The 25,524-nt window shown below is 75.0% G+C and carries 29 protein-coding genes and 1 pseudogene; 15 read left to right on the forward strand and 15 right to left on the reverse strand.

The window, feature by feature from the left end; all coding sequences use genetic code 11:
- Positions 1-45: 45 nt before the first annotated feature.
- From atzF to AC6JBM_RS17205, 6 genes and pseudogenes are all read right to left on the reverse strand, one after another.
- Complete coding sequence (atzF, locus tag AC6JBM_RS17180; protein WP_497984591.1) at positions 46-1,683, reverse strand: allophanate hydrolase; 1,638 nt, start codon at positions 1,681-1,683, stop codon at positions 46-48.
- Complete coding sequence (locus AC6JBM_RS17185; RefSeq protein WP_350617835.1) at positions 1,680-2,813, reverse strand: BMP family ABC transporter substrate-binding protein; 1,134 nt, start codon at positions 2,811-2,813, stop codon at positions 1,680-1,682. The genes atzF and AC6JBM_RS17185 overlap by 4 nt, the downstream gene beginning before the upstream one ends.
- Positions 2,810-3,730: an ABC transporter permease gene (locus AC6JBM_RS17190; RefSeq protein ID WP_497986480.1), complete on the reverse strand. Its 921-nt coding sequence runs from the start codon at positions 3,728-3,730 to the stop codon at positions 2,810-2,812. The genes AC6JBM_RS17185 and AC6JBM_RS17190 overlap by 4 nt, the downstream gene beginning before the upstream one ends.
- Positions 3,727-4,293 (reverse strand): ABC transporter permease subunit, encoded by a 567-nt coding sequence (locus tag AC6JBM_RS17195; RefSeq protein ID WP_497986481.1) that lies wholly within the window; start codon positions 4,291-4,293, stop codon positions 3,727-3,729. The genes AC6JBM_RS17190 and AC6JBM_RS17195 overlap by 4 nt, the downstream gene beginning before the upstream one ends.
- Positions 4,294-4,375: 82 nt before the next feature.
- Positions 4,376-4,735, reverse strand: a pseudogene (locus AC6JBM_RS17200) (ABC transporter permease); the annotation flags it as partial.
- The gene (locus tag AC6JBM_RS17205; RefSeq protein WP_497984592.1) at positions 4,732-6,231 is read right to left on the reverse strand and encodes an ABC transporter ATP-binding protein; all 1,500 of its coding nucleotides are present in this window, start codon (positions 6,229-6,231) and stop codon (positions 4,732-4,734) included. The pseudogene AC6JBM_RS17200 and the gene AC6JBM_RS17205, both read right to left, overlap by 4 nt.
- A gap of 103 nt (positions 6,232-6,334) precedes the next feature.
- On the opposite strand from AC6JBM_RS17205, the gene AC6JBM_RS17210 reads away from it, so the two are divergent.
- Both AC6JBM_RS17210 and AC6JBM_RS17215 read left to right on the forward strand, forming a co-directional pair.
- Positions 6,335-7,018 (forward strand): GntR family transcriptional regulator, encoded by a 684-nt coding sequence (locus tag AC6JBM_RS17210; protein ID WP_497984593.1) that lies wholly within the window; start codon positions 6,335-6,337, stop codon positions 7,016-7,018.
- A 14-nt stretch (positions 7,019-7,032) separates the two neighbouring features.
- Positions 7,033-7,431: a RidA family protein gene (locus AC6JBM_RS17215; RefSeq protein ID WP_497984594.1), complete on the forward strand. Its 399-nt coding sequence runs from the start codon at positions 7,033-7,035 to the stop codon at positions 7,429-7,431.
- Positions 7,432-7,455: 24 nt separating this feature from the next.
- On the opposite strand, the gene AC6JBM_RS17220 is transcribed toward AC6JBM_RS17215, so the two are convergent.
- Positions 7,456-7,833, reverse strand: coding sequence for a winged helix-turn-helix transcriptional regulator (locus tag AC6JBM_RS17220; protein ID WP_497984595.1), 378 nt, complete (start codon positions 7,831-7,833; stop codon positions 7,456-7,458).
- A 107-nt stretch (positions 7,834-7,940) separates the two neighbouring features.
- Here AC6JBM_RS17220 and AC6JBM_RS17225 point away from each other — a divergent pair, with 107 nt between their 5' ends.
- Positions 7,941-8,306 (forward strand): DoxX family protein, encoded by a 366-nt coding sequence (locus AC6JBM_RS17225; RefSeq protein ID WP_497984596.1) that lies wholly within the window; start codon positions 7,941-7,943, stop codon positions 8,304-8,306.
- A gap of 31 nt (positions 8,307-8,337) precedes the next feature.
- Here AC6JBM_RS17225 and AC6JBM_RS17230 read toward each other — a convergent pair whose 3' ends face one another.
- Positions 8,338-9,354 carry an NAD(P)-dependent alcohol dehydrogenase gene (locus AC6JBM_RS17230; RefSeq protein WP_497984597.1) on the reverse strand — a complete coding sequence of 339 codons (1,017 nt, stop codon included), beginning with the start codon at positions 9,352-9,354 and terminating at the stop codon, positions 8,338-8,340.
- Between the two features lie 80 nt (positions 9,355-9,434).
- Here AC6JBM_RS17230 and AC6JBM_RS17235 point away from each other — a divergent pair, with 80 nt between their 5' ends.
- Positions 9,435-10,013, forward strand: coding sequence for a TetR/AcrR family transcriptional regulator (locus AC6JBM_RS17235; protein WP_497984598.1), 579 nt, complete (start codon positions 9,435-9,437; stop codon positions 10,011-10,013).
- 95 nt (positions 10,014-10,108) lie between these two features.
- Here AC6JBM_RS17235 and AC6JBM_RS17240 read toward each other — a convergent pair whose 3' ends face one another.
- A complete protein-coding gene (locus tag AC6JBM_RS17240; RefSeq protein ID WP_497984599.1) occupies positions 10,109-10,759 on the reverse strand; it encodes a hypothetical protein in 651 nt (216 codons plus the stop codon).
- Between the two features lie 143 nt (positions 10,760-10,902).
- Here AC6JBM_RS17240 and AC6JBM_RS17245 point away from each other — a divergent pair, with 143 nt between their 5' ends.
- Together AC6JBM_RS17245 and AC6JBM_RS17250 are read left to right on the forward strand one after the other, a co-directional pair.
- Positions 10,903-12,051 (forward strand): sensor histidine kinase, encoded by a 1,149-nt coding sequence (locus tag AC6JBM_RS17245; RefSeq protein ID WP_497984600.1) that lies wholly within the window; start codon positions 10,903-10,905, stop codon positions 12,049-12,051.
- Positions 12,048-12,707: a response regulator gene (locus AC6JBM_RS17250; RefSeq protein ID WP_497984601.1), complete on the forward strand. Its 660-nt coding sequence runs from the start codon at positions 12,048-12,050 to the stop codon at positions 12,705-12,707. The genes AC6JBM_RS17245 and AC6JBM_RS17250 overlap by 4 nt, the downstream gene beginning before the upstream one ends.
- Position 12,708: 1 nt before the next feature.
- On the opposite strand, the gene AC6JBM_RS17255 is transcribed toward AC6JBM_RS17250, so the two are convergent.
- Positions 12,709-13,827, reverse strand: coding sequence for a M48 family metalloprotease (locus AC6JBM_RS17255; RefSeq protein ID WP_497984602.1), 1,119 nt, complete (start codon positions 13,825-13,827; stop codon positions 12,709-12,711).
- Positions 13,828-13,843: 16 nt separating this feature from the next.
- Positions 13,844-14,956, reverse strand: coding sequence for an FAD-dependent oxidoreductase (locus AC6JBM_RS17260; RefSeq protein ID WP_497984603.1), 1,113 nt, complete (start codon positions 14,954-14,956; stop codon positions 13,844-13,846).
- Between the two features lie 155 nt (positions 14,957-15,111).
- Here AC6JBM_RS17260 and AC6JBM_RS17265 point away from each other — a divergent pair, with 155 nt between their 5' ends.
- On the forward strand, positions 15,112-15,411 hold the full coding sequence (locus AC6JBM_RS17265; protein WP_497984604.1) for a hypothetical protein: 300 nt from the start codon (positions 15,112-15,114) through the stop codon (positions 15,409-15,411).
- A 25-nt stretch (positions 15,412-15,436) separates the two neighbouring features.
- Complete coding sequence (locus AC6JBM_RS17270) at positions 15,437-16,357, forward strand: TerC family protein (protein ID WP_497984605.1); 921 nt, start codon at positions 15,437-15,439, stop codon at positions 16,355-16,357.
- Here the strand turns inward: AC6JBM_RS17270 and AC6JBM_RS17275 are convergent.
- Together AC6JBM_RS17275 and AC6JBM_RS17280 are read right to left on the reverse strand one after the other, a co-directional pair.
- Positions 16,323-17,204 carry an LLM class flavin-dependent oxidoreductase gene (locus AC6JBM_RS17275; protein WP_497984606.1) on the reverse strand — a complete coding sequence of 294 codons (882 nt, stop codon included), beginning with the start codon at positions 17,202-17,204 and terminating at the stop codon, positions 16,323-16,325. The two genes, AC6JBM_RS17270 and AC6JBM_RS17275, sit on opposite strands and share 35 nt — an antisense overlap.
- 160 nt (positions 17,205-17,364) lie before the next feature.
- Entirely contained in the window at positions 17,365-20,136 is a 2,772-nt protein-coding gene (locus AC6JBM_RS17280) for an AfsR/SARP family transcriptional regulator (protein WP_497984607.1), read from the reverse strand.
- Positions 20,137-20,158: 22 nt separating this feature from the next.
- Here AC6JBM_RS17280 and AC6JBM_RS17285 point away from each other — a divergent pair, with 22 nt between their 5' ends.
- Complete coding sequence (locus AC6JBM_RS17285) at positions 20,159-21,187, forward strand: DNA glycosylase AlkZ-like family protein (protein ID WP_497984608.1); 1,029 nt, start codon at positions 20,159-20,161, stop codon at positions 21,185-21,187.
- A 122-nt stretch (positions 21,188-21,309) separates the two neighbouring features.
- Positions 21,310-21,594 carry a hypothetical protein gene (locus tag AC6JBM_RS17290; protein ID WP_497984609.1) on the forward strand — a complete coding sequence of 95 codons (285 nt, stop codon included), beginning with the start codon at positions 21,310-21,312 and terminating at the stop codon, positions 21,592-21,594.
- Here the strand turns inward: AC6JBM_RS17290 and AC6JBM_RS17295 are convergent.
- Positions 21,591-22,079 carry a hypothetical protein gene (locus AC6JBM_RS17295; RefSeq protein ID WP_497984610.1) on the reverse strand — a complete coding sequence of 163 codons (489 nt, stop codon included), beginning with the start codon at positions 22,077-22,079 and terminating at the stop codon, positions 21,591-21,593. The two genes, AC6JBM_RS17290 and AC6JBM_RS17295, sit on opposite strands and share 4 nt — an antisense overlap.
- 44 nt (positions 22,080-22,123) lie before the next feature.
- Here AC6JBM_RS17295 and AC6JBM_RS17300 point away from each other — a divergent pair, with 44 nt between their 5' ends.
- From AC6JBM_RS17300 to AC6JBM_RS17320, 5 genes are all read left to right on the forward strand, one after another.
- The gene (locus AC6JBM_RS17300) at positions 22,124-22,408 is read left to right on the forward strand and encodes a MarR family winged helix-turn-helix transcriptional regulator (RefSeq protein WP_497984611.1); all 285 of its coding nucleotides are present in this window, start codon (positions 22,124-22,126) and stop codon (positions 22,406-22,408) included.
- A 48-nt stretch (positions 22,409-22,456) separates the two neighbouring features.
- Entirely contained in the window at positions 22,457-22,891 is a 435-nt protein-coding gene (locus AC6JBM_RS17305; RefSeq protein ID WP_497984612.1) for a MarR family winged helix-turn-helix transcriptional regulator, read from the forward strand.
- Positions 22,892-22,902: 11 nt separating this feature from the next.
- On the forward strand, positions 22,903-23,469 hold the full coding sequence (locus AC6JBM_RS17310; RefSeq protein ID WP_497984613.1) for a YbhB/YbcL family Raf kinase inhibitor-like protein: 567 nt from the start codon (positions 22,903-22,905) through the stop codon (positions 23,467-23,469).
- Between the two features lie 71 nt (positions 23,470-23,540).
- A complete protein-coding gene (locus tag AC6JBM_RS17315) occupies positions 23,541-24,092 on the forward strand; it encodes a hypothetical protein (protein WP_350617810.1) in 552 nt (183 codons plus the stop codon).
- 32 nt (positions 24,093-24,124) lie between these two features.
- Complete coding sequence (locus AC6JBM_RS17320) at positions 24,125-24,889, forward strand: helix-turn-helix domain-containing protein (protein WP_497984614.1); 765 nt, start codon at positions 24,125-24,127, stop codon at positions 24,887-24,889.
- Here the strand turns inward: AC6JBM_RS17320 and AC6JBM_RS17325 are convergent.
- Entirely contained in the window at positions 24,868-25,506 is a 639-nt protein-coding gene (locus AC6JBM_RS17325) for a class I SAM-dependent methyltransferase (protein WP_497984615.1), read from the reverse strand. The two genes, AC6JBM_RS17320 and AC6JBM_RS17325, sit on opposite strands and share 22 nt — an antisense overlap.
- Positions 25,507-25,524 lie beyond the last annotated feature (18 nt).

The raw sequence follows: 25,524 nt of genomic DNA on the forward strand, positions 1-25,524 counted from the left end.
CACCCTTGCGGGGCGCGGGACCGCGGGGCGTCTCCCGAGCCCGGTTCACCACCGGGTCTCGTCGGCCGGCTCCCCCAGGGACGCCCGGCGCCAGCCGCCGGAGGCGCTCACGTCCGTCGCGTCGCGCACCCCGTGGGACTCGGCCAGGAAGCCGAGCACCTCGGCGCCGTCGTCGAGGCGGACCCGGCCCAGGCCGAGCGGGGCCGGGACGGTGTCGAGGAGCGCGCCGACGGCCTGGTGCGGCAGCCGCCACACCTCGACCGCGATCCCGGCGGCCGGGCCGTCGCCGGTGTGCACGAGGCCGGGGCGCGCGACGCCGGGGCCGGGCAGCTTGAACAGGCGGTAGCCGGGGCCGGTGCGGGCGCGGTGCTCGAGGGTCGCGCCGAGCCCCGCGAGCTGCCCGTTGAGCGGCAGGCCGGACATGTGCGCGCCGGCGACCGCGACCAGGGTGGTGCCCGGCGGCGGGGCGGGCGACGGCTCCGCTTCGCCGGTCCAGCGCGCCGCCAGGTCCAGCAGCGGGCGGTCGGCGAAGGCGGGGCCGATGAGCTGCACGCCGAACGGCAGCCCGTCCGCGCGGGGCGGGCCCGGCACGGCGACGGCGCACAGGTCGAGCAGGTTGACGAAGTTGGTGTACGTCCCGAGGCGCGCGTTCACCGCGACCGGCTCGGCGGCCACGTCGGCCCGCCGCGGGTGGCCCGGGGTCGTGGGCAGCAGGAGCGCGTCGACGTCGAACCAGGTGGGCTCGGTCGCCTGCCGGAACGCGGCAAGCCGGTCCAGGCCCGCGAAGACCTCGGCGCCGGTGACGTCCCGCCCCGGGGTCACCACGGCGCGGACGGTCGGGTCGGCGTGCTCCCCGGCCGCCTCCAGCAGCGCGCCGAAGCCGTTCCAGCGCTCGGCCAGCCACGGCCCGCCGTACAGCAGCGTCGCCGCGGCGAGGAAGTCCTCGATCGCGACGGGCACGAGCCGTCCGAGCGTGGCCGCGTGCCCGAGGGCCGCGCGCCAGGCGATCTCGTGCTCGGGGTCGAGGTCGAGCGGTCCGGCGGGCACGCCGATGAGGCGCGGGCGGGCCGCGACGTGGGCCGGGAGCCGGGACGGGGCCGGGCGCGACCAGGGGTCGGCGGGGTCGGGCGCGGCGAGCACGGCGAGCGCGGCCCGGGCCTCGGCGACCGTGCGGGTGAAGGTGGTGACGCAGTCGAGGGAGCGGCAGGCGGGCAGCACGCCGGCGGTGGAGATCAGGCCGCGGGTCGGCTTGAGCCCGACGATGCCGTTGAACGCGGCCGGGACGCGGCCCGAGCCGGCGGTGTCGGTGCCGAGCGCGAGGGGCACCAGGCCGCTCGCGACCGCGACCGCGCTGCCGGAGCTGCTGCCGCCGCTGACGTGCTCGGCGCTGAACACACTGTGGCAGGCGCCGTACGGGCTGCGGGTCCCCACGAGCCCGGTGGCGAACTGGTCCATGTTGGTCTTGCCCAGCGGTACCGCGCCCGCCTGCTCGAGCCGGCGCACCGCCGGGGCCGACTGCTTCGCGGGGTGCTCGGCCAGGGCCGGGCAGGCCGCGGTCGTGGGCAGGCCCTCGACGTCGATGTTGTCCTTGACGGCGAAGGTCAGCCCGTGCAGCGGCCCGCTCGGGGCGAGCCGCTGCCGGTCGCGGACCTCGGCGGGGTCCAGGCGGCTGATCCAGATCATGACGCCGGGATCTTGCCGACGACGCCGTCGACGAAGTAGTCGATGGCCTCGATCGTCTTGTAGTCGGGGACGGTGCCGGCGGCGATGCGCACCTGGCCGGACTGGTCGGCGACGGGGCCGAGGAAGGGCGAGCCGTCCTTGCCGATCCTCGCCTTGGCCGCGTCGACGAGCGCCTTGGTCTCGGCGCCGACGGCGGGACCGTAGGGCGACTGCACGAACGGGTTGTCGCCGGTCTTGTAGCCGACGCGGTAGTTCGCGTTGAACTCGCTGCCGCTGAACCGGCCGTCGAGCGCGGTCTTGACGATCTTCACGTACAGCGGGTCCCAGTTCCACTGCGAGCCGGTGAGCCAGCCCTTCGGGGCCAGGGCGCTGGCGTCGGCGTGGTAGCCGACCGAGTACGCGCCCGCGGCCTCGGTCGCGCGGATGACGGTCGCGGTGCAGTCCTGGTGCTGGCTGATCACGTCGACGCCCTGGGCCAGCAGGCTCTTGGCCGCCTCGGCCTGCTTGGCCGGGTCGCACCAGTTCGAGGTGTTCACGACGTAGGTCTTGGCCTGCGGGTTCACCGACTTCGCGCCGAGCTCGAAGGCGTTGATGTTGTCGAGGGTCTGCGAGATCGGGAAGGCGTACACGTAGCCGAGCTTGCCGGTCTTGGTGGTCTTCCCGGCCACGATCCCGGCGAGGTACACCGGCTCGTAGACGGTGCCGAAGTAGGTGCCGAAGTTCGCGGGCATGGTGCCGTCGACGATGTTGCCCTGCTGCACCACCACGACGTCCGGGTGGGCCGCGGCGACCTTCAGGGCCGGGTCCTTGTGGCCGTACGACGTCGCGAAAATGATCTTCGCGCCCTTGCGGATCATGCCCTCCATGATGCGGGTGGCGTTGTCGTCCTCGGGCACGTTCTCGGCGGTGAGCACCTCGAGGCCCGGGTAGGCCTTGGCCACGGCCTGGCTGCCCTGGTAGGCGGCCTGGTTGTAGCCGTAGTCGTCCTTCGGCCCGACGAAGATGAAGCCGATCTTGGTGCTGCCGGCGCCGGGCGCGGAGCCCTCCGCCGCGGCCGGGGTGGCGCCGGTGTTCGTGGAGCACGCGGCCAGCAGCGCCAGCGCGGCCGCCGGGATCAGTAACCGTCTCATGTGGACCTTCCCGTCATGTCGAAGACCTTCGCGAGGGACTCGGGTGCGGTGTTGCCGCGGCGCCGGCCGAGCACGACCAGCGCGATCAGGGTGACCAGGTAGGGCAGTGCGTCGAGGACGAACTGGTTGAGGCCGATGCCGCGGGCCTGCAGCGCCGGGGAGAGGGCGAGGGCGGCGCCGAAGAGGTACGCGCCGGCGACCGCCCGCAGCGGGTGCCAGGCGGCGAAGATGACCAGCGAGACCGCGATGAACCCGCGCCCGGCCGTCATGTTCTCGAACCAGGCGTTGGCGTAGGCGGTGGACAGCTGGGCGCCGCCGACCCCGGCGAGCAGGCCGCCCGCCACGACCGCGAGGTAGCGCACGAGCAGGGGCGAGCGGCCGTAGGTCCGCAGCACCTCGGGCCGCTCCCCGGCGGCGCGCAGGGCCAGGCCCCAGCGGCTGCGGTACAGCAGCCACCACATCGCCGGCGCGATGAGGTAGGAGGCGTAGGTGAGCGGGTCGTGGTCGAAGAGCACCGGGCCGAGCACCGGGATGTCCGACAGCAGCGGCACGGCGTAGGGCTCGAAGGTGGTGATGGAGCGGCCGACGTACGCCGCGCCGAACAGCGACGTGAGCCCGAGCCCGAGGAAGAGCACCACGAGGCCGTTGGCGAGCTGGTTGGCGCCGCGGGACAGCACGAGCACGGCGTGCACGAGGGCGAGCAGGGCCCCGGCGGCCGCCCCGGCCGCGGCGCCGAGCAGCGGGTCGCCGGTCTCGGCGGTGACCGCGTAGGCGGCGAGGGCGCCGGTGAGCATGCTGCCCTCGGCGCCGAGGTTGACGACCCCGGCCCGCTCGGCGATGGTCTCGCCGAGCGCGACGAAGAGGATGGAGGTGCCGCCCCGGACGGCCCCGGTGGCGACGTCGATGACGAGGCTCATGCTGCGGTCTCCTTCGCCTTCCACCTGGTGCCGAGGGCGACCAGGAGCACCACGGCCATCAACACGTTCACCGAGGCGGCCGGGAGGCCCGCGTCGATCTGCAGGCTGTCGCCCGCCATCGCGATCGCGGCCAGCAGCAGCGCCGCGGCGGCCACCCGCAGCGGCCGGTGCAGGGCCAGCCAGGAGGCGAGGAAGCCGACGTAGCCGAAGCCCGTCGTCATGCCGGGCCGCAGCTTGAACTCGGTGCCGGCGAAGTGCAGCAGGCCGGCCAGGCCGGCGAGGGCCCCGCCGGCGAGCATCGCGCCGAGCAGCAGCGGCCCGACGCGCAGCCCGGCCCGCCGCGCCGCCTCCGGGTTGCCGCCGACGACCCGCAGCCGGAAGCCCCACGCCGTGCGGTTGAGCGCCCACCAGACCGCGGCCAGCGCGGCGAGCGCGAGCACGATGCCGGCGTTGACGGTGGTGTTCGCCAGCAGCGGGAGCCGGGCGGTGCCGGGCAGCGGGCGCGACGACGGCTGGCCGAAGCCGGAGGCGTCCTTCCACGGCGCGTAGATCAGGCCGAGCATGAGGTCGACGGCGACGAAGTTGAAGCAGCGTGCTGATCGCCTCGTTGACCTGCACGCCGATGCGCAGCAGGGCGGCCAGCCCCGCCCAGGCGGCGCCGGCCAGCATCGCCGCGGGGACCATGAGCGCGAGGACGGCCCCGCCGGGCAGGTGCCGGTCGGTGAGCAGCCCGATCCCGGCGGCGCCGACGGCCCCGGCCACGATCTGGCCCTCGCCGCCGACGTTGAGCAGCCCGGCCCGGGCCGGCACCGCGACCGCGAGGCCCGCGAGCAGCAGCACGGCGAAGCGCACCAGCACGGTCTCGGCCTGCGCGGGGTCCACGAGGGAGGTGAGCATGTCGCGGTACATCGAGAAGGGCTCGACGCCGCGAGCCGCGACGAACGCGCCGAAGATGACGGGCGCGGCCACGACGGCGACGAGCCACTTCGTGACGGCCCGGTTCATGCCGGGCCGCCCACCATGAGCGCGCCGATCGCCTGCCGGTCGGTCTCGGCCGGCCGCACGACGCCCGCCAGCCGCCCGTCGTGGAGCACGGCGATGCGGTCGGCGATGGCCATCAGCTCGTCGAGGTCCTCGGACACGACCAGCACCGCGGCCCCCCGGTCCCGCTGTTCGAGCAGCAGCTCCTGGGTGCGGCGGGTGGTGGCGACGTCGAGGCCCCGGCTGGGGTAGGCGGCCACGACCACGGCCGCGGGCCGGGCCAGGGCGCGGGTGAGCACGACCCGCTGGATGTTGCCGCCGGAGAGCTCGGCCATCACGCGATGGCCCGGGGCCATGCGCAGCCCGGCGTCGCGGTCCCGTTGCGCGGACTCGGCCCGGACCCGCTTCCAGTCGATGCCCAGCCGCCGCCGCACGGCCCGCAGGTCGGCCAGGGCCAGGTGCTCGTCGATGCTGAGGCCGGGCACGACCGCGTCGGCGATCGGGTCCTCCGGCACCCCGGCCGCGCCCGCGGCGATGGCCTCGCGCGGGTCGCCGCGGCGCAGCTCGCGCCCGCCGAGCCGGACGGTGCCGGCCGCTGCCGGGCGCTGGCCGAGGATCACCTCACACAGCTCGCGCTGGCCGCTGCCGGCGACCCCGGCCACGCCGACGAGCTCGCCCGCGGCGACGGCGAGGACGACCTCACGCAGCGCGCCCGCGCTCACGCCCTCGAGCACCACGACGGGTTCGGCGTCGCCGGGCGGGGGCGGGCGGTGCTCGCGCAGGGGCGGTACCGATCGCCCGACCATCGCCTCGACCAGGTCGGCGTCGGTGTGCGCGGCCGGGTCGGCGTTGCGCAGCACCACCTTCCCGCCGCGCAGCACGGTGACCCGGTCGGCGACGGCCCGGGCCTCGCCGAGCTTGTGGGTGATGATGACGATCGACAGCCCGCCCGCCCGCAGCGCGCCGACGGCCGCGAAGAGCGCGTCGACCTCCTGCGGGGCCAGGACGCTCGTCGGCTCGTCCAGGATGAGCAGGCGGGCGCCGGTCATGAGCGCCTTGAGGATCTCGACGCGCTGGCGCTCCCCGATCGACAGGTCGCGCACGAGACGATCGGGGCGGACCGGCAGGCCGTACCGCTCGGCCGCCTCCTCGATGCGGCGGGCCAGGCGGCGCCGGTCGAGCCGGATCCCGCGCAGGGGCAGGGCGAGGGCGATGTTCTCGGCGACCGTGAACGCCGGGACGAGCCGCAGGTCCTGGAACACCATGCCGATGCCGGCGGTGCGCGCCGCGGCCGGGGAGTCGATGCGGGCCGGGGCGCCGTCGATGAACAGCTCGCCCGCGTGCGGCCGGTACACACCGTAGATGAGCTTCATGAGGGTGCTCTTGCCGGCGCCGTTCTCCCCGAGCACCGCGTGCACCTCACCGGCGGCGACGTCGAAGTCGACCGCGTCGTTGGCCAGCACCTCGCCGAAGCGGCAGGTCAGGCCCCGCACCGAGAGCAGCGCCGGTGCGGCGTCCACTTGGGTTGTCCCGTACACGGTTCCTATAGGATCGCCCGGTTGTTTCACGCACGTGAATCGGCCGTAACGGGTTTCGTTGATCGGGCTCGTATAGGATTGCGCCGTGACGATCGAAGGTCTGCCGCCGCTGCCCGACGGCCGGCGCACCGGCCACACCGGCGACCGGGTCCGGCAGGTGCTGCAGGAGGCGATCCTGGAGTCGGTGCTGCCGCCCGGCGCGCACCTCAACGCCGACAGCCTCGCCAAGCAGCTCGGCGTGAGCCACATCCCGGTCCGCGAGGCCCTGCGCTCCCTGGCCGCCGACGGCTGGATCGAGCAGCGCCCGCACGCGGGCGCGTTCGTGCGCGAGCGCAGCGAGCACGAGCTGGCCGACCTGTTCGAGACGCGGCAGCTGCTGGAGTCGCAGTCCGCCGCGCTGGCCGCCGAGCGCCGCGGCCCGGCCCAGCTCGCCGCGCTCGACGCGATGCTGGCCGAGCAGGCCGCGACCGGCGATCCCGTCGAGCTCGCCCGCATCAACGCGCGCTTCCACGTGCTCGTCGCCGAGTGCTCGCAGAACGAGTTGATGAGCGGCTTCGTGCGGGTGCTGAGCCTGCGCGCCCGCTTCTACTTCTCGACGGTCGCCCCGCACCGGGCGGTCTCGTCGCTGCGCGAGCACACCGCCCTGGTCGACGCGATCCGCCGCCGGGACGCGGCCGAGGCCGCGCGGATCGCCCGCGCGCACGTGCGCAGCACCGGTGACGACGTCCTGAAGACCCTGAAAACACGGACACCGCGCGACGGGGTGTGACGCATACTCGGCGCATGCGGCGCTCGAACCCACCCGGCGTGCACGCCACGGCCGGCTACAGCCACATCACGATCTCCGAGGCGGGCCGGCTCGCGCACCTCGCCGGGCAGTGCCCGCTCGACCTCGCCGGCGAGGTGGTCGGCGCGCCCGGCGACGTCGACGCCCAGACCGACCAGGTGATCGCGAACTGCCTCACGGTGCTCGCCGCGGCCGGGGCCGCGCCCGCCGACGTGGTGCGCTCCGTCATCTACGTGGTCAGCGACGACAGCGAGGTCCTGGCGGCGGTGTGGCGGCGGCTGACCGGATCGCCGCTGGGCCCGGCCTTCACGTCCGCGAGCACGCTGCTGGGCGTGGCCGCCCTCGGCTACCGCGGGCAGCTGGTCGAGGTCGACCTCACCGCCGCGCTGGGGTAGAAGCGGGCCCAGTCAGCCGGTCGATCAGCCGGTCCGGTTCTCGTAGGCGGCTCGGCTGGCCTCGATGTGCGGGACGTGCTCCATCGCCCAGCCCGCGAGCGCGAGGGCCGGCGGCAGCAGGCTTCGGCCCATGGCGGTCAGGGTGTACTCCACCCGCGGCGGCACCTCCGCGTGCACCACGCGCGTGACCAGCCCGTCGCGCTCCAGGTGGCGCAGGGTCAGGGTCAGCATGCGCTGGGAGATGCCCGGGATCTGCTGGTGCAGGTCGGTGAAGCGCAGCGTGCTCCGGTCGAGGGTCGCCACCACGAGCAGCGTCCACTTGTTGCAGATGTGGTCCAGGATGGCGCGGATCGCGCGGCCGCCGTCGCCGCGGATCATGCACGGGTGGAAGTACTCGTCCACGACAGCTCCTTGTGCCTCACGCACACGCGTGTGCCTTTTGTACGCCCTCCGATAGTGACGCATCATGGGGCTCCTTACGAACAGGAACCATCCTGGTGGAGGCCGTCATGGAGCTCGCGTACTGGATCGTCGCCGGACTGCTCGCACTGTTCTACCTCTACGCCGGCGGCAAGAAGGCCGTCCAGAGCAAGGAGCGGCTCCAGCCGATGATGGGCTGGGTCGACACCATGCCGATGCCGCTCGTGCGCACCATCGGCGCGCTGGAGATCGCCGGCGTGCTCGGGCTGATCCTGCCGCCGCTGACCGGGATCGCACCGGGGCTCGCGATCGCCGCGGCGGCCGGGCTGGTGCTGATCCAGGTCGGCGGCATCGTGACGCACGTGTCCCAGGGCGAGGCCCGCCTGATCGGGCTCAACATCGGGCTGCTGGTCGCCGCGGGCGTGGCCGTCTGGCTCGCAACGGTCTGGCTGTAGCCCCTCAGTCCAAAGTCTTCAGTCCACGCCCTCAGTCCAAGTCGGACAGGTCGAGGACGAAGCGGTACCGCACGTCGCCCCGCTCCAGCCGCGTGAGCGCCTCCGCGACGCGGCCGGACGGGAGCAGCTCGATGTCGGCCGTGATCCCGCGGGCGGCGCAGAACTCGAGCAGCTCGGCCGTGCCCCGGGTGCCGCCGGTGCCGGACGAGGACAGCTTCTTACGCCCCATCAGCAGGTCCATCGCGTTGACGGGGATCTGCGCGAGGTACCCCAGCAGGCTCAGCGTCCCGTCCAGCGCCACGAGCCGCAGCAGCGGGGACAGCTCGTGCGGCGCGGAGATGGTGTCCAGCACCAGGTCGAACCGGTCGCGGGCGCCACGCATCCCCTCCTCGTCGGTGGTGAGCAGCAGGTCCCCGGCCCCGAGGGCGCGGGCGTCGGCGGCCTTGCCCGGGGTGCGGCTGAGCACGGTGACCTCGGCGCCGAGGGCGGCGGCGAGCTTGACCGCGAGGTGCCCGAGCCCGCCGAGCCCGGCGACGGCGACACGGCTGCCGGGCCCGACGCCGGCCGCGCGCAGCGGCTCCCACACCGTGATCCCGGCGCACATGAGCGGCGCGGCGGCGGCCGGGTCGAGGCCGGCGGGCAGCGGGTAGGCGAAGGTCTCGCGCAGGACGTACTCGCGGCTGTAGCCGCCGAACGCCCCCGCCTTCCCGCCGTAGGTGAGCGCCGGGAACTCGTGGCAGTAGTTCTCCTGGCCGGCCCGGCACATCGGGCACCGCCCGCAGGAGTCGACGATCGTGCCGACCGCGACCCGGTCCCCGGCCGCGAAGCGGGTCACCGCGGAGCCGGTTTCGGCGACGGTACCGGTGAACTCGTGCCCCGGCACCAGGGGCGCGCCGCCGCGGTGGATGGCGTGCAGGTCGCTGTGGCAGACGCCGCAGAAGTCGACGCGCACGGCGATGTCGTCGGGCCGCAGGTCGCGGCGCTCGATCGGCACCCGCTCCAGCGCCGTGGAGCCGTTGGTGCTCTGCCAGGCCGTGGTCGTACGCATGGATGCTCCCTAAACAAACAGACTGTTCGGTCTGTCGCGACCGTAACAGACCAACCAGTCTGTTTGCTAGGCTGGGCCGCATGCCGGAGCTGCCCTCGACCGCGCGCGGGACCGCGACGAGCCGCCGCATCCTGGACGCGGCGGCCGAGGAGTTCGCCGAGCGCGGCATCGCGGGCGCGCGCGTCGACCGGATCATCCAGGCCGCGCGCACGAACAAGGCGCAGCTCTACGCCTACTTCGGCGGCAAGGACGGCCTCTTCGACGCGGTCGTCGCGGACTCGGTCGACCGGATCACCGACGCGGTGCCGTTCGACGCCGAGGACCTGCCGGGCTGGGCCGTGCGGATGTACGACGAGTACCTCGAGCACCCCGGTCTCGTGCGGCTCGTCACCTGGATCCGCCTCGAGCGCCGCCCCACCGGCCCGCTGCTGAGCGACGCCGACCACCGCCGCAAGGTCGACGCCGTGGCCGCCGCCCAGGCCGCCGGGAGGATCCGCCCCGGCGACCCGTTCGACCTGCTGGTCATGGTCATCGCGCTGTCGTGCGCCTGGTCCCCGGCCAGCGGCGTGTTCACCGCGGCCGCCTCGGACCCGGCCGAGGACCACGACCGCCGCCGCGCCCTCCTGCACGACAGCGTCAGCCGCGCCATCGCCCCCTGAGCCGCCCCGCACGACGATGAGCGCGCCTCCTGCACGACAGCGTCAGCCGCGCCATCGCCCCGTGAGCCGCCGCGCACGGCGATGAGCGCACCCTCCTACGCGACGGCGTCAGCCGCGCCATCGCCCCGAGGCCCGCCGCGCACGGCGAAGAGGCCGATCGCGAACAGGGCGGCGAAGAAGAGCCCGTCGGGCAGCAGGAACCAGGCGCCGGGCAGGCCCAGCGCGCCGAGCACGCACGAGACGATCACCGCCACCCCGATCCACCAGGGCAGGACGCGGGCGCGCAGGATCGCGATGCCGAGGCAGAGCGAGCCGGCCACGAGGGCCAGCAGGGCGATGCCCTCGAACGCGGCGAACCCGGCCGGCTCCTGCGCGGGCAGGCCGCCGTGCGCGACGAGGTACGGCTTCACGAACGCCTCCGTCGTGCCCTCCCCCAGGTTGAGCATGACCAGGGCCGCGAAGATGCCGACGTAGCCGGCGAGGTGCAGCCGCGGCGCCCGGCCGGCGAAGGTGAGCAGCACCGGCAGCCCGAGCGCGACCACGACGTCGCCGACGAGCGCGATCCCCTCGAACAGGGGCCAGAGGTGGTAGCGGTACACCTCCTCGCCAGTGCCCGGCGCGAGCAGGTTGGCGGCCAGGTAGCCGAGCATGGCGACGATCGGGCCGGCGATGAGCGCCCAGCCGGCCGGGCGCCTCAGGTTCAGGGTCGTGTTCGCGGTCGTGGCTACGGTCGTGTTCAGGGTCATGGTGTCCTCCAGCGGTTTCGGGCCGGCCCACAGCGTCGGGCCCGGCGGCCGCCGGCGTCGTCGTCCCCGGGTCGCGAAGCCCGGCCGGGAATTGCGACCTCCGGATGACGTGTGCGGGCCGCCGCCGCCGTTACGGTGCCCGTGTGCTGTTCGATGCGCTGTTCGCGCTCGTGGTCACGGCGTTCGCCCAGATCGACCTCGCGCTCGGGCTCGACAACTCGACGCCGTACGGCCCGCGGCCGGTCGTCGTCGCCGTGACCCTGGTGGCCACCGCGGTGCTCGCGCTGCGGCGGATCGCGCCCCTGGGCACCGCGGTCACCGTCGCGGTCGCGGTCGGCGGCCCGATGCTCGCGGCGCCGCTGACCGTCACGATCTGGGGCGACTTCCTGCCGATCCTGATCGCGGCCTACTCGGTCGCCCGGCACGCCGACCGGGTCCGGGCGCTCGCCGGCGGCGGCGCGATCGCCGCCGGGCTGGTGGTCGTGTTCGTGCGCAACCCGGAGTCGGGGACGGCGGGGAACGTTCCGTTCGTGGCGGTCCCGCTGGCCGCCTGCCTGGTCGCCGGGCGGGTCCTGCGGGCCCGGGCGCGCAGCCACTCCGACGACCGCGCCCGCGCGCTGCGGCTCGAGGCCGAGCGGGACACGGCGATCGCGGCCGCGGTGGCCGACGAGCGCGCCCGCATCGCCCGCGAGCTGCACGACATCGTGGCCCACTGCGTGAGCGTCATGGTGGTGCAGGCGGGCGCGGCGGAGGACCTGCTCGACCGCGACCCGCAGCGCGCGCGGGCGCCGCTGCGGTCGGTGCAGGAGACCGGGCAGGAGGCGGTCGCCGAGCTCGGGCGGATGCTCGGGCTGCTGCGCGGCGAACGGGCCCGCCTCGCGCTCGCGCCGCAGCCCGGCACCGGCGACCTGGCCGCGCTCGTCGAGCACATGGCGGGCATCGGGCTGCCGGTCGAGCTCGTGGTGGAGGGCGAGCCGCGGGCGCTGCCGCCGGGGGTGGAGCTGACCGTGTACCGCATCGTGCAGGAGGCGCTCACCAACGCCCTCAAGCACGCCGCGCCGACCACCGCCCGGGTGCTGCTGCGCTACGACGAGCAGGGCGTGCAGGTGCGCGTCCACGACGCCGGGCGCGCGGGCGGCACCGGCTCGGCGCCCGAGAACCGGGTCGGGCACGGGCTGATCGGCATGCGCGAGCGCGTCGGGCTCTACGGCGGCTCACTGGAGACGGCGGCCGAGCCCGGGGCCGGTTTCACGGTCCGCGCGCGGCTGCCGCTGCCGGCGGTACCCCGGTGATCCGCGTGCTGCTCGCCGACGACCAGGCCCTCGTGCGGGGCGGCTTCCGCTCGATCCTCGACGGGCAGGACGACATCGACGTGGCCGGCGAGGCGGCCGACGGGGCCGAGGCGGTGTCGCTGGCCCTCACGCTGGCGCCCGACGTGATCCTGATGGACATCCGCATGCCCCGGCTGGACGGCATCGAGGCGACCCGGCGCCTGCTCGCGGGCGGGCGCAGCCGGGCCCGGGTGCTCATGCTCACCACGTTCGACGAGGACGAGTACGTGTACCAGGCGCTGCGGGCCGGGGCGAGCGGTTTCCTGCTCAAGAGCGCACCGCCGCGGGAGTTGGCCGGGGCGGTGCGGACCGTCGCGGCGGGCGAGGCGCTGCTGGCGCCCGAGATCACGCGGCGGATGATCGAGGAGTACGTCCGTCGGCCGCGGCCGGGCGCCGCACGGCCCGCCGGGCTCGAGACGCTCACCCCGCGCGAGCTGGAGGTGCTCGGGCTGATCGCGCGGGGGCGCTCCAACGCCGAGATCGGGGCGCAGCTGTACCTCAGCGAGCCCACGGTGAAGACGCACGTCACGCGGATGCTGGCCAAGCTCGGGCTCCGCGACCGCGTGCAGGCCGTCGTGTTCGCCTACGAATGCGGCCTGGTGCGGCCCGGGGGCTGAGTCAGAGCAGCTTGAGGGTGCGGGCCGAGCGTGCGCTGGACTCGGCCAGCTCCGCGTCGATGCGCTCGTTCTGCGCCGACGACACGACGACCGCGGCCGACTCGCCGCCCAGCGCCTCCATGGCCCGCGACCGCAGGCCGTTCGGCGGGTGCGAGTCGAACAGCGAGACCCGCTCCAGCGACGCCTCCCGACGGGCCGGCAGGTTGGGCCCGACCTCGACGAGGAGCTTGGCGATCGACTCCGGCCACTCCGCGAGGGGCCGCCCGGCGCGGGCGTTGCGCTTGATGAGCATCAGGACGCTGTCGCTCAGCAGCAGCACGTCGAACAGCTCGGCCGCCGCGACCCGCCCGGCCACGGTCGCGGCGAGCCGGTCGGCCCGGTACTCGGCCCGCTGCCCGTCGCGCACCGCGAGCAGCGCCATGCCGAGGCGGAACGGCAGGATCGCGGCCCGCAGCACGCCGGTCACGAGCGCCATCACGATCCGCGTGGCGATCGAGGCCGTGCCCATGCGCACCGGCACGAGCCACTCGTCGACCCGCTGCAGCGCGATGACCGCCGGCTGCACCAGCAGGCCGCGGCGCGGGTCGCCGTTGACGAAGTGCCCGAGCTCGTGGCCGAGGAGGGCGACCCGCTGCTGGGCCGAGAGCGCGTTCCACAGCGGCAGGCCGAGCACCAGCACGGGCCGGCGGCGCAGCCCGACCGCGGTGGCGCTCGCGTTGAACACGTCCTCCTCGACGTGGACGGCGGGCACCGGGGCGCCCAGCGCCGCCGCCACCTGACCGACCAGCCGGTGCAGCTCGGGGGCGGCGGCCGGGGTGACCTCGGTCGCGTACTTCGGCACCCGCCCGAACCGCGGCCGCAGCTCCACCGCCATGGCGATCAGGACCACGCCCGGCACGAGGCCGAAGCCGGGGAACGACAGGCTGCTCAGCCACAGGCCGAGGGCCAAAATCGCGGCGATCAGCGCGTACAGCACCAGGCTCATGACGGTGAGCAGCGCCGACGCCGCGGTGCCGCCCGGGCGGCCGCCGAGCTGTGCCTCGAACGCGCTACGGCTGTGCCGCAGGGCCAGGCGGTGCGACGAGCGGCCGATCCAACGCCACAGGCGATCCGGAGTCACGGCGTGGAATCATGCCCTATTCCCCGCGAAAGAGGGAGAGCACGCCGCCGGGCGCGCTGTCGCCGAAGATGAGCTCGAAGTCGCGCCAGGCCTCGGCGCCCTCGTCGTGGCCGCGCGGGAACAGGTCCCGCTCGTAGGCGGCGAGCGCGGCCTCGGGTTCGCCCGGATGCGCGGCGATCGCCTCGCCGAGCTCCGCACCGTCGAGCATGGCCAGGTTGGCGCCCTCGCCGTTCGGCGGCGACAGGTGCGCGGCGTCGCCGAGCAGGGTCACGCCGGGCACCCGGTCCCACCGGTGCCCGATCGGCAGCGCGTTGATCGGGCGCAGGACCGGCGGGGTCTCGCCGTCGGTGATCAGCGCGGTGAGCTCCGGGGCCCAGCCCTCGAACTCCCGCGCGACGCGCGCCGAGGCCGCGGCCGAGTCGGTGAAGTCGATGGCGGCGAACCACTCCTGCGGCTTGGACAGCGCCACGTAGGTGTGCAGGGTCGCGCCGGTCTCGCGGTGCGCCTGGATGCCCTTGCCCGGCTCGACGGCGAGCATCGACCCGCCGCCGACGGTCTTCGCGGTGGCCGGGTGGCGGACGTCGGCGTCGAACAGGTACGTCTCGACGAAGGACAGGCCGGTGTAGGCGGGTGTGCTGCCGGACAGCACCGGGCGCACCCGCGACCAGGCGCCGTCCGCGCCGACGAGCAGGGTCGCGACGTCGGTGGAGCCGTCGGCGAACGCGATCTCGTGGCGCCCGTCGCCGAGGGCCCGCACGCCGGTGACCTTGTGCCCCCAGCGCACGGTGCCGGCCGGGAGCGCGTCGAGCAGCGTCCGGCGCAGCTCGCCGCGCTGCACCTCGGGCCGGCCGCCGGTGCCGTCGTCGGGCTGGTCGAGCAGGACGGTCCCGTCCCGGCTCAGGATGCGCGTGGCCTCGCGCCCCTCCAGCACGAGGCCGCGGAACTCCTCCGTCAGCCCGGCCGCCCGCAGCGCGACCTGCCCGTTGTGCTCGTGGATGTCGAGCATGCCGCCCTGGGTGCGGGCGGTCGGCGAGGCCTCGGCCTCGTAGACGGTCGCCGGGATGCCGTGGACGTGCAGCACGCGGGCGAGCGTGAGTCCACCCAGACCCGCGCCGATGATCGTCACCATCGCAGGCTCCTTCCTGCTGGAACGTCGTTCCAAGGCCATTCTGGAACGCCGTTCCAGTGGCGTCAAGCAGAGATTCCGCACCTGCTACGGCAATCTGCATTAGTGCGGGATGCGGTACCGGGAGGCGTGAGCCCTTCATCGGCTACACCAAGGGCGTGCGGGAGACCGCGGACTGGTGGGTAGAGGGGGATCAGCATCAGGGCGCCGCGGAGGATCCCGAGGAGGCGCTCGTCGCGTTCGGGCGCGCGTTCGCGACCGAGGTCGCCCGTTCGCCGCAGCGCTCGGCCCTGCTCCGGCTCATGATCGCCGAGGCCGCGGAGTTCCTCGGCGTGCTGGTGACCGGGCGGGTGCACAACCACTCGTGGTACGGGACCGTCGCGCCCGACGACGCCGAGATCGAGCGCCTCGCAACCGGCGGCGTCGAGGTGTTCCTGAAGGCTTACCGTCCTCGATAGACCCCGCGCGGTAAGGTGGTCGGTCGTGACCGTCTCCGCCTGGGTCTGGGCCGCGACGCTGGCCGGCGTGGGCGTGATGCTGCTGATCGATCTCGCCATCGTCGGCCGGCGGCCCCATGAGCCGTCGATGCGCGAGTCCGCCGCCTGGGTCAGCGTCTACGTCCTGCTCGCCCTGCTCTTCGGCCTGTTCGTGCTGTCGATGTGGGGCCGCGACGCGGGCGGGGCGTTCTACGCGGGCTGGTTGACGGAGTACAGCCTGTCGGCCGACAACCTCATCGTCTTCGTGATCATCCTCGGCCGGTTCCGGGTGCCGCGGGCGCAGCAGCAGCGGGTGCTCATGGTCGGCATCGTGCTCGCCCTCGTGCTGCGCGGCGCGTTCATCGCCGCCGGGGCGGCCGCGATCAGCCGCTTCTCGTGGGTGTTCTACATCTTCAGCCTGTTCCTGGTCTACACCGCGGTGAAGATGGCCACCCAGGGTGAGCCCGACGACGAGGAGTTCCAGGAGAACCCGCTGGTGCGCTGGTCGCGCCGGCTCATCGGGCCGTCCTTCGTGGTGCTCATCGCGATCGGCACGACCGACCTGATCTTCGCGCTCGACTCCATCCCGGCCGTGTTCGGGCTCACCGCCGAGCCCTACCTGGTCTTCACGGCCAACGTGTTCGCGCTGATGGGGCTGCGGCAGCTGTACTTCCTGATCGGCGGCCTCCTCGACCGCCTCGTCTACCTGTCGCTGGGCCTGGCCGTGGTCCTGGGCTTCATCGGCGTGAAACTCTTCCTCGAGGCGCTCGCGGACAACTCCCTGCCGTTCGTCAACGGCGGCCACCCGGTGCGGTGGGCGCCGCACATCGGCATCCCGCTCTCCCTCGGCGTCATCATCGGCACCCTGACCGTCACCACGGTCGCCTCGCTGATCAAGTCGCGGCGGGACGCGCGGTCGAGCCGGTGACGAGCTCGTCGGCGACCCACCGGGCCACGCCGGGCGGGTAGGGCGCGGGCAGGCCGAGGATGATGTGCCCGAACCCGGCCGCGACGGCCGCCGCGATCGCCTCGCGGGTGGGCTCGGGCCGCTCGTAGGACTCGACGGACAGGTGCATCGAGCGCGTGATCTCGGCCGGGTCGCGGCCGATCTCGGCGCAGTACCCGTCGAGCATCGCGCTGCGCCGCACGCAGTCGCCGAGGTCGCCGCCGGGGATGTTCCAGATGTCGGCGTGCCGGGCGACCTGCCGCAGCGTCGCCCTCGCCCGGCCGCCGACGAGGATCGGCGGATGCGGCCGCTGCACGGGCTTGGGGTTGCCGAACGCGCCCGTGAGCGTGACGTGCCGCCCGGCGAAGTCGAACGGCTCGTCCTCGGTCCACAGGCGCCGGATGACCGTGCAGGCCTCGTCGAGCCGCTCGGTGGCGTCGGCGGCGTCGAGGTACGGCAGCCCGTTGCCGTCGTACTCGCGCCGCGCGAGCGGATGCCCGGGCCGCGACCCGACCCCGATGCCGAAGTCGAGCCGGCCGCCGGCCACGACGTCGACGGTGGCGGCGATCTTCGCGAGCATCGCGGGCGGCCGGAACCGGTTGCTGGTGACGAGCAGCCCGAGGCGCAGCCGGCCGGTCTGGGCGGCGAGCGCCGAGAGCAGCGTCCAGCCCTCGAAGATCGGCCCGGCGGGATCGCCCCCGATCGGCATGAGGTGGTCGAACAGCCAGGCGTGCTCGATCTGCTCCACCGCGTCGGCCTCCCGCCAGACGCGCACGATGTCGGCGTACTCGACCTGCATGGGCGCGGTCATGATCCCGAAGCTCACCACGGGCGGCCTCCCTCGACAACATACGGAACCCGGTTCCGTTAACCATACGGAACCGGGTTCCGGTTGCCAAGCCCGGCATTGAGCGTTTCTTGAGCGGGCCTTAGGGGCGGGCGGCGATGATCGTCGGCAACGGGGGAACCGGCGTCACGCATACGCCGGTTCAGGAAGTCAGGTTCTGCACGGCGGCGGCGACTCGCTCGGCGTCGGGCAGTGCGAGGTCCTTATAGATGGCCAGGGCGTGCCGCCAATGGCGCACGGCCTGGTCGCGGTCGCCCGCGGCCGAGGACAGCGCGGCCAGGCCGTCGTGCGCGACGGCTTGCTCGTGCCGGTCACCGAGGCCGCGGGCAAGGTCCAGGGCCTCGGCGTGGCTCGCCCGGGCCGTGTCGGGGTCGCCGGCGGCCCGGGCCGCGGCGCCCAGGCCGTTGAGCACCTCGATGCTCAGGGGCTGCTCGCCGATGGCGCGGCACACGGCGAGGGCGCGGCGGTGGTGCTCGACGGCCTCGGCGAACCGTCCGAGCTCGCGCAGGGCCAGGCCCAGGTTGTTGAGCGCGTCGGCCTCGCCGGCTCGTTCGCCGACCGAACGGTACAGCCGCAGCGCCTGCTCGTGGCAGTCGAGGGACTCGTCGGGCCGGCCGAGCCGCTGGTGGCTGATGCCGAGGTTGTTCAGCACGTCGGCCTCGCCGCTCGGGTCGCCCTCGGCGCGCATGAGCTCCAGGGCGGCCAGGTGGGCCGCGACCGAGGCGTCGAGCTCGCCGGCCATGCGGTGCCCGACGCCGAAGTAGGTGAGCTGGACCGCCTCGCCGTAGCGGTCGCCCGTCTCGCGGAACAGGTCCAGCGCGGTCTGGTGGTGCTCCCGCGCGGCCACGTAGTCGCCGAGCCGCCACACCACGACGCCGAGGCGGCTCTGCGCCCAGCCCTCGCCGCGGCGGTCGCCGGCGGCGCGGTACAGCCGCAGCGCCTCCCGATGATGCCGCTCCGCCTCCTCGAACTCCCCGGCCCGGCGGCGCGCCACGCCGACGTTGTCCAGCGCCGCGGCCTCGGCGGCGATGTCGCCCGCGGCCCGGGCCGCGTCCCGGGCCGCCGTGTGCACGATGAGCGCGTCGGCGGCGTGGTCCCGGTCGAGGTACCGCTGCAGCAGCCCGGCCAGGGCGGTCGCCGGCCCGGGGCGCCCCGCGGCGGCCACCGCCACGAGGTTCGCGCGTTCGAGGTCGAGCCAGGCGCGGCCGGCGCCGAACAGGTCCGCGGTCGCGGTGCGGGCCGCCTCGACGTAGTGGCCGAACAGGCGGTCCAGGGCCGGGTCGCGCTCGTCGGCGGGCACGAGCTCGGCGGCGAAGGCCTGCAGGAGGTCGTGGAAGGTGTACCGGCCCGGCACCGCCTCCGCGAGCAGGTTCGCCGCGACGAGCTCCCGCAGCGCGGCCGCGGCCGGGTGTCCGGCCAGCGCCGTGGCGGCGCCCGCGCCGATGTCGGCCCCGGGGTTGAGCCCGAGCAGCCGGAACAGGCGGGCGGCGGCCGGGCCGAGCCGGTCGTACGACCACCGGAACACGTTGCGCACGTCCGCGGTCGGCTCGCCGACGGTGAGCGCGTCCAGCCCCTCGGCGCCGAGCGACACCGCGAGATCCGCCAGCGAGGACCGGGCCGCCCGCGCCGCGACGACCGCCAGCGCGAGCGGCAGCCCGGCGCAGCGGCGCACGATCACGTCGGCCGCGGCGCGCTCGCGTTCGACCCGGTCGGCGCCGAGCCGGCGGGCCAGCAGCGCCCGGCCCTCGGTGGCGTCGAGCGGGTCGAGGTGCACGAGGTCCGCGCCCTCCACGGCGACGAGCCCGGCGAGGCCGTGGCGGCTGGTGACGATCGCGAGGCACCCCGGCGAGCTGGGCAGCAGCGGGCGCACGTGCTCGGCGTCGCGGGCGTTGTCGAGCAGGACGAGCATGCTGCGGTCGGCGAGCAGGGTGCGGTAGAGCGCCGACTGCGCGTCGAGGCCGGCGGGCACGCGACCGGCCGGCACGCCCAGCGCGGTCAGGAAGCCGTCGAGCGCGGCCTCGGCCGGCAGTGGGGCGCCGCTGGGGTGGAAGCCGCGGAGGTTGACGTACAGCTGCCCGTCGGGGAACCGGGCGCGGACGCGGTGCGCCCAGTGCACGGCGAGGGTCGTCTTGCCCACGCCCGCGGTGCCGGAGAGCGCCACGACGGCGCCGTCCTCCGCCGCGAGCGCGTCCAGCCGCGCGAGGACGTCGGCCCGTCCGGCGAACCGGCGCGCGTCGGCGGGCAGCTGGGCGGGCTGCTGCGTGGGCAGGAGCAGCCGGCGGTACACCTCCTGCAGCTCCGGCCCCGGGTCCACCCCGAGCTCGTCGGCGAGGCGGTCCCGCACGACCCCGTAGTGGGCCAGCGCCTCCGCGCCCCGCCCCGCGGCGTGCAGGGTCCGCAGCAGCGCCGCGGCGAGCGGCTCGACCAGCGGGTACTCGGCCGCGAGCGCGCCCAGGGCGTCCAGGTCGGCACCGGTGCGCGCCCAGGCGACCGCGGCGTCGACGCGGCGGCGGTGCCAGGCCGCGCGCACCGAGTCGGCCCACTCCCCCGCCACGTCCTCGAGCGGCTGGCCGCGCCACAGCGCGAGCGCCTCGCCGGGCCGGCCGGCGCGGGTCAGCTCGGCGAAGCGGTGCAGGTCCACGGCGTCGGGGGCGACCTCGGCGACGTACCCGCCGGCCCGGTGCCCGATCGGCACGGGCAGGCGGCGCAGCTGGGAGACGTACACCTGGATCGCGTGCCGGGCCCGCGCCGGCGGCCGGTCGCCCCAGACCCGCTCGACCAGCGTGTCGGCGGGCACCACCCGGCCGGCGTCGACGAGCAGGGCCGCGAGCAGCGCCCGCTGCCGGGGCTGACCGGGGTCGATCGCCCGCCCCTCGGCCGTGAGCGCGATCGGGCCGAGCAGGCGGATCTCCACGTGGCTACCGTAACGTAGGCCCGTGCTCACGCTCTCCCGCGCCGACGCCCGCCGCCTCGCGGTGCGCGCCCAGCTGCTCGGGGCCGAGCGTCCCACCGGACTCTTCGATACCGTGCGCGCCCTGTGGGAGCTGCAGAACGACCCGGCATCGTACGTCGCCCGCAGCGCCGACCTCGTGCTGTGGAGCCGCCTCGGCTCGTCCTACGACCCGCAGCGGCTCCGCGACGCGCTCGAGGAGCAGGCGCTCATCGAGCTGCAGGGCATGATCCTGGCGCCCGAGGACGTCGCCCTGTTCCGCGCCGAGATGGACGCCTGGCCGGTGCACGACTGGCAGGAGGGGCTGAGCGTCTGGGTGGAGGCGAACACCGGCTGCCGGCTCGACATCCTGGCCCGGCTGCGCGCCGACGGCCCGCTGCAGGCGCGTGAGCTGCCGGACACCTGCGTCGTGCGGTGGCGCTCGTCCGGCTGGAACAACAACCGCAACGTGAACCGGATGCTGGACGCGCTCATCCAGCGCGGCGAGGTGGCCGTGGCCGGGCCGCGCCTCTACGACCTCGCGGAACGGGTGTACCCGGACGCGGAGGCGCCGCCGCTGGAGCAGGCGCGGCACGAGCGCGACATGCGCCGGCTGCGCTCGCTGGGCATCGCCCGCGGCGGATCGGCGGGCGAGCCGGCCGTCGTCGACGGGGTCAGGGGCGAGTGGCGCGTGGACCCGGCGTTCCTGGATTCCCGCTTCTCCGGCCGTACCGCCCTGCTCTCGCCCCTGGACCGCCTGGTCTACGACCGCAAGCGCATGACCGAGCTGTTCGAGTTCGACTACCAGCTGGAGATGTTCAAGCCGGCCGCGAAGCGCCGCTTCGGCTACTGGGCGCTGCCGATCCTGCACGGCGACCGGCTGGTCGGCAAGCTCGACGCGGCCGCCGACCACCGCGCCGGAGTGCTGCGGGTGGACGCGGTGCACGAGGACGAGCCGTTCCCCAAGCGCCTCGCCGCCGCCGTGCGGGCCGAGATCGCGGACCTCGCGGAGTGGCTGCGGCTCGACCTGGCCTGAGCGGACGGTACAGTCACGGCCATGGCCACGGTGCTCGCGACGTTCGTCGATGCCGCCAGCGGCCGGCGATCGACGCCGGGCGGGCCGCGATCCGCCAGATCCTCGCCGACCACCGCCGCGGCGTGGGCTTCGACCGCATCCACGTGCGCGAGATCGGCCCGATCGCCGATCCGCCGCCCTGGCCCCGGATGCGCGCGCAACTGGGGCGGCCGGACCACGAGTACGCCGGCGTCCGCTTCCGCGACTCCCCCGGCCTGGTCGCGGGCTCGTTCGCGCTCGGCTTCGGCGACGCCGTGTGCTACGGCACCGTCGAGCACGACCGCGTCACGGTGCTCGGCCTGACCGGGCCGGCCGCTGTCACGCCCCCGGATGGCCTGGTCCTCGTCGACTGGTGCGCGGCCTCCTAGACCCCGTCCTGGACCTCCGGCACCCACGAACCGTCGAGCGGGACGCCGGCCGCGGCGGCGATCCGGTCGCGGGACTCCAGCAGCCGGCCGCGCAGGGCCGGCAGGTCCGTGGCGAACTCGACCACGTCGTGCGCCGTGAGACCGCCGTCGAGGCCGCGCTGCACGGCGAAGGCGGTGCGCAGGGCGGCGAACATGTCGCCGCCGACCGAGGGGCAGTCGTCGATGGACAGCGAGGGGCGGATGCCGGCGGCCAGCATGCGGCCCGTGGCGGGCGCGCCGATGCCCATCTTCAGCTCGACGTCGGGGCTGATCGAGACCGAGCAGCCGGCGTCGGCCAGCATCGCGAGCTGGTCGTCGGAGACGCGGTTGCCGTGCACGAGCGTGGTGCGCTCGTCGAGCAGTCCCCGGTCGTGCATCTCGGCCACCGCGCGGCCGCCGTGGATGTGCACGCTCACCCGCAGCCCGAGATCCCGGGCCAGCGCCACGTCGGCCGCGGTGGTGTCCAGGCTGGTCAGGTGCGGCCCGCCGGATGCGCGTCGGCGCGCTCGCCGAGACCCTGGACTGGGAGAAGAGCCGGGTCGCGCACATGCTGACCCGGATGGAGGGCCGAGGCCTGGTGGACCGGGAGCAGGACGGCGCGCCCGGGCGGCGGACCGGCGTCGGGCTGACCGCGGAGGGCCGCCGGGTCGCGCGGGCCGCCGTCGACGGGCACGCCGGCAACATCCGCCGCCAGTTCTTCGACGCCCTCACGCCCGAGCAGGCCGCGGTCCTCGGGGCGTGGAGCGAGCAGACGGTCGCGCGCCTGGAAAGCTAAGTACTCCTCAGCATTTGCTATGGTGTACTAAGCATCAGGAGGTGCGGCGTGGGCGGGGACAGTGGCGAGGCCGGTGACGTCGGGGCACAGCTGCGGCGCGCGGTCGTGCGCCTTTACAGCCGGTTCCGTTCCGAACGGATGGAGGGCGAGGTCCCGGACGCGGCGCTGCTCGTGCTCATCGTGCTCGACAAGCAGGACCGGATGAGCCTGAGCGACCTCGCCGAGGCCGCGAAGGTCACGCTCGGCTCGATGAGCCAGACGGTCCGGCGGCTCGAGCAGCTCGCCTACGTGACGAAGTCCCGCGGCACGCAGGACCGGCGCAAGGTCCTGTTCACCCTGACCGACCAGGGCCGGGCCGCGGTCACGGCCTCGCGGCAGCACCGCCGGGACTGGCTGAACAGCCGGCTCGCCGAGCTCACCGACGCCGAACGCGACGACATCGCCCGGGTCGCCGCGCTCCTGCTGCGCATCGCCGACTCGTGAACAGGAGCACCATGCACCCCGTCGAAGTCCTTCTCCTTCCCCTCGGCCGGGCGCTGCGCAACCGGCGGCCGGACGAGGCCCGGAGCATCGCCAACGCCCCCGAGCTCGCGACCGGCAACCGCATCGCGCTCACCTCGCCCAGCTTCCGCGACGGCGAGACCATTCCGGCCAAGCACTGCGGGCCGTTCATCGGGCCCAACATCTCGCCCGCCCTCGCCTGGGACGCCCTGCCCGCGGGCACGGCGGAGCTGCTCCTCGTGTTCGAGGACCTCGACACCCCGACCGCCGCCCCCGGCATCCACACCGTCGCCGCGTTCGCACCGGCCGGAGACGGCCTGGCCGAGGGGGCCCTGACACCGGACAGCCCGGCCGTGCGGTTCCTCAGGCACCTCGGCCGCGCCACGTACGTCGGGCCCCGGCCGCTGCCCGGCCACGGCCCGCACCGCTACCGCTTCCACCTCTACGCCCTCGACACCGGCATCGACCTCGCGAAGGTCGCCGGCGTCAAGCAGCTGCCACAGGCGGTCGCGGGACACGTCCTGGCCTCCGGAACGCTCACGGGCACGCGGACGTCCTGACCGCCGGAGCCGCGGTGTGGATCAGCTCTCACCAGCCGTCGCCGGGCGCCGCGACCAGGCATGATCTGGCGGTGAGCGCCGCATCCGAGGGACTGGTCGAGATCGTGTCCGGGGACCTGCGCGTGGCCGTGGCGGCCGCACCGCCGGCGATGCTGGGGCTGTACCGCCGCCACGCCGAGCTCGTCGAGGACTTCCCCGGCGACGACGCGGACGGGTTCGCCTTCGCCGCGGTCGGGGACGGCACGCACGACTGGCCCGGGCTCGTGGTCACGCAGCGGTACTCCCCCGCCGGGCCCGGCTTCCCGCCCGGCGTGCTGCTGGTGCCGAAGCGGCGGCAGGTCTTCCTCGGCGCCGGGACGCGGCTGCTCGCGTACGAGGCGCGCTCCGGCGCCTGGCGGCGGCAGTGGCAGGACGAGGCCGCGCTCGGCTTCTGGCAGTGGCGGCGGCACGGGCGCGTGGCCCTGATGTCGGCCGAGCTGGAGCTGGCCGCGTGGACGACCGACGGCGAGAAGCTGTGGTCCACGGCCGTGGAGCCGCCGTGGTCGTACGGCGTCGACGCCGGCGAGGTCGTCCTGGACGTGATGGGCGAGATCCGCACGTTCGGCCTCACGACCGGGCCCTGACGCCGCGAAAGCCGGTCTGGCAGGATCGGGGCGTGGGCGGGTTCACGGTCGGCGCCGGGTACGCCCGGTACCGCGGCCCGGCAACCGACAGCGCGATGCACGCCCACGCCGCCTTCCAGATCGCGATCGCGGTGCGGGGTGACGTGGCGCTCGTGGACGCGGACGGGGTCGAGCACCGGGCCGCCGCCCTGGTCGTCCCGCCGATGGTGCGCCACCGCATGCTCGCCGCGCCGCGGCTGCACACCTGGTTCATCGAGCCGCAGAGCACCTTCGCCTGCGACTTGCGGCGGCGGTACGGCCAAGGCATCGCCCCCGCCGAGGACCTCCCCGCGCCGCGCCGGCCCGACCTCGGCCCCTCGGCCGTGCTCGATCCGCGCCTGCTCGCCGCGCTGGAGTTCCTGCGGCACGGCACCCGGACGATGCCGGAGGTGGCCGCGGCGGTCGGGCTGTCCCCGCAGCGCCTGCGCGCCCTGGCCCGCGACCAGCTCGGCCTGCCCCTGCCGCGCTGGCGGGTCTGGGCCGGGCTCGCCCGCGCCGCCGAGGCGCTGCGGGCGGGTCAGGCGCTCGCCGAGGCCGCCGCGACCGCCGGCTTCACCGACCAGGCCCACCTCACCCGTCGCATGCGCGAGATGATCGGCCTCACGCCCGCGGCGGTGCTCCCGGCCCTGCGCTCTCAGCCCCACCGGCCCGTCACACCGCCGGCGGAGCTGCCGGCCCCGCGCGATCAGCCCCGCCGGCCCCTCCCGCCCGCGGCGGAGCTGCCGGCCCCGCGCGATCAGCCCCGCCGGCCCACGTAGACGGAGATCGAGCCGGTCGCGGTGGGCACCACCTCGGCCTCGCGCACGTCCGCGAACCCGGCCCCGGTCATCAGCCCGGGCAGGACCCCGTCGGCGTTGGGCTGGGTGTCGGCCCGCCCGTCGGCGAGCTGCACGGTGCGGAACGCGAGCCGCATGAGCCGGGTCCGCTGCCGCCCGTAGTCCGCGATCACCACCCGCCCGCCGGGGCGCAGCGCCGCGGCCATGGACGCGAGGACGGCCCGCTTCACCGGCATCGGGCACTGGTGCAGCACGAGGCTCGACACGACGGTGTCGGCCGAGCCCTCGCCGACCGACTCGCCCCGCCCGAGCCGCCACTCGATGTCCACTCGCGCGTCGTCGGCCTTGCGCCGCGCCACCGCGAGCACGCCGGGATCGGGGTCGACGCCGATGATGCGGGCCCGCGGCTCGACCCGCGCCAGGAGCAGCGCGAGCGTGCCGGTGCCGCAGCCGACGTCGACGATCACGTCGCCGGCCCGGGGTGCGGCATGGGCCGCGGCGAGCGCGCGCCACAGGCGTTCGCGGGTCAGGGCCACGACGCGGTCGTAGTACCGGATCGGGCCGAGCCGCCCGAGCGCGGGCGTGAAGGTGTCGGTCATGCCCCGCAGTCTCACGCG

Source organism: Dactylosporangium thailandense (assembly GCF_059739745.1).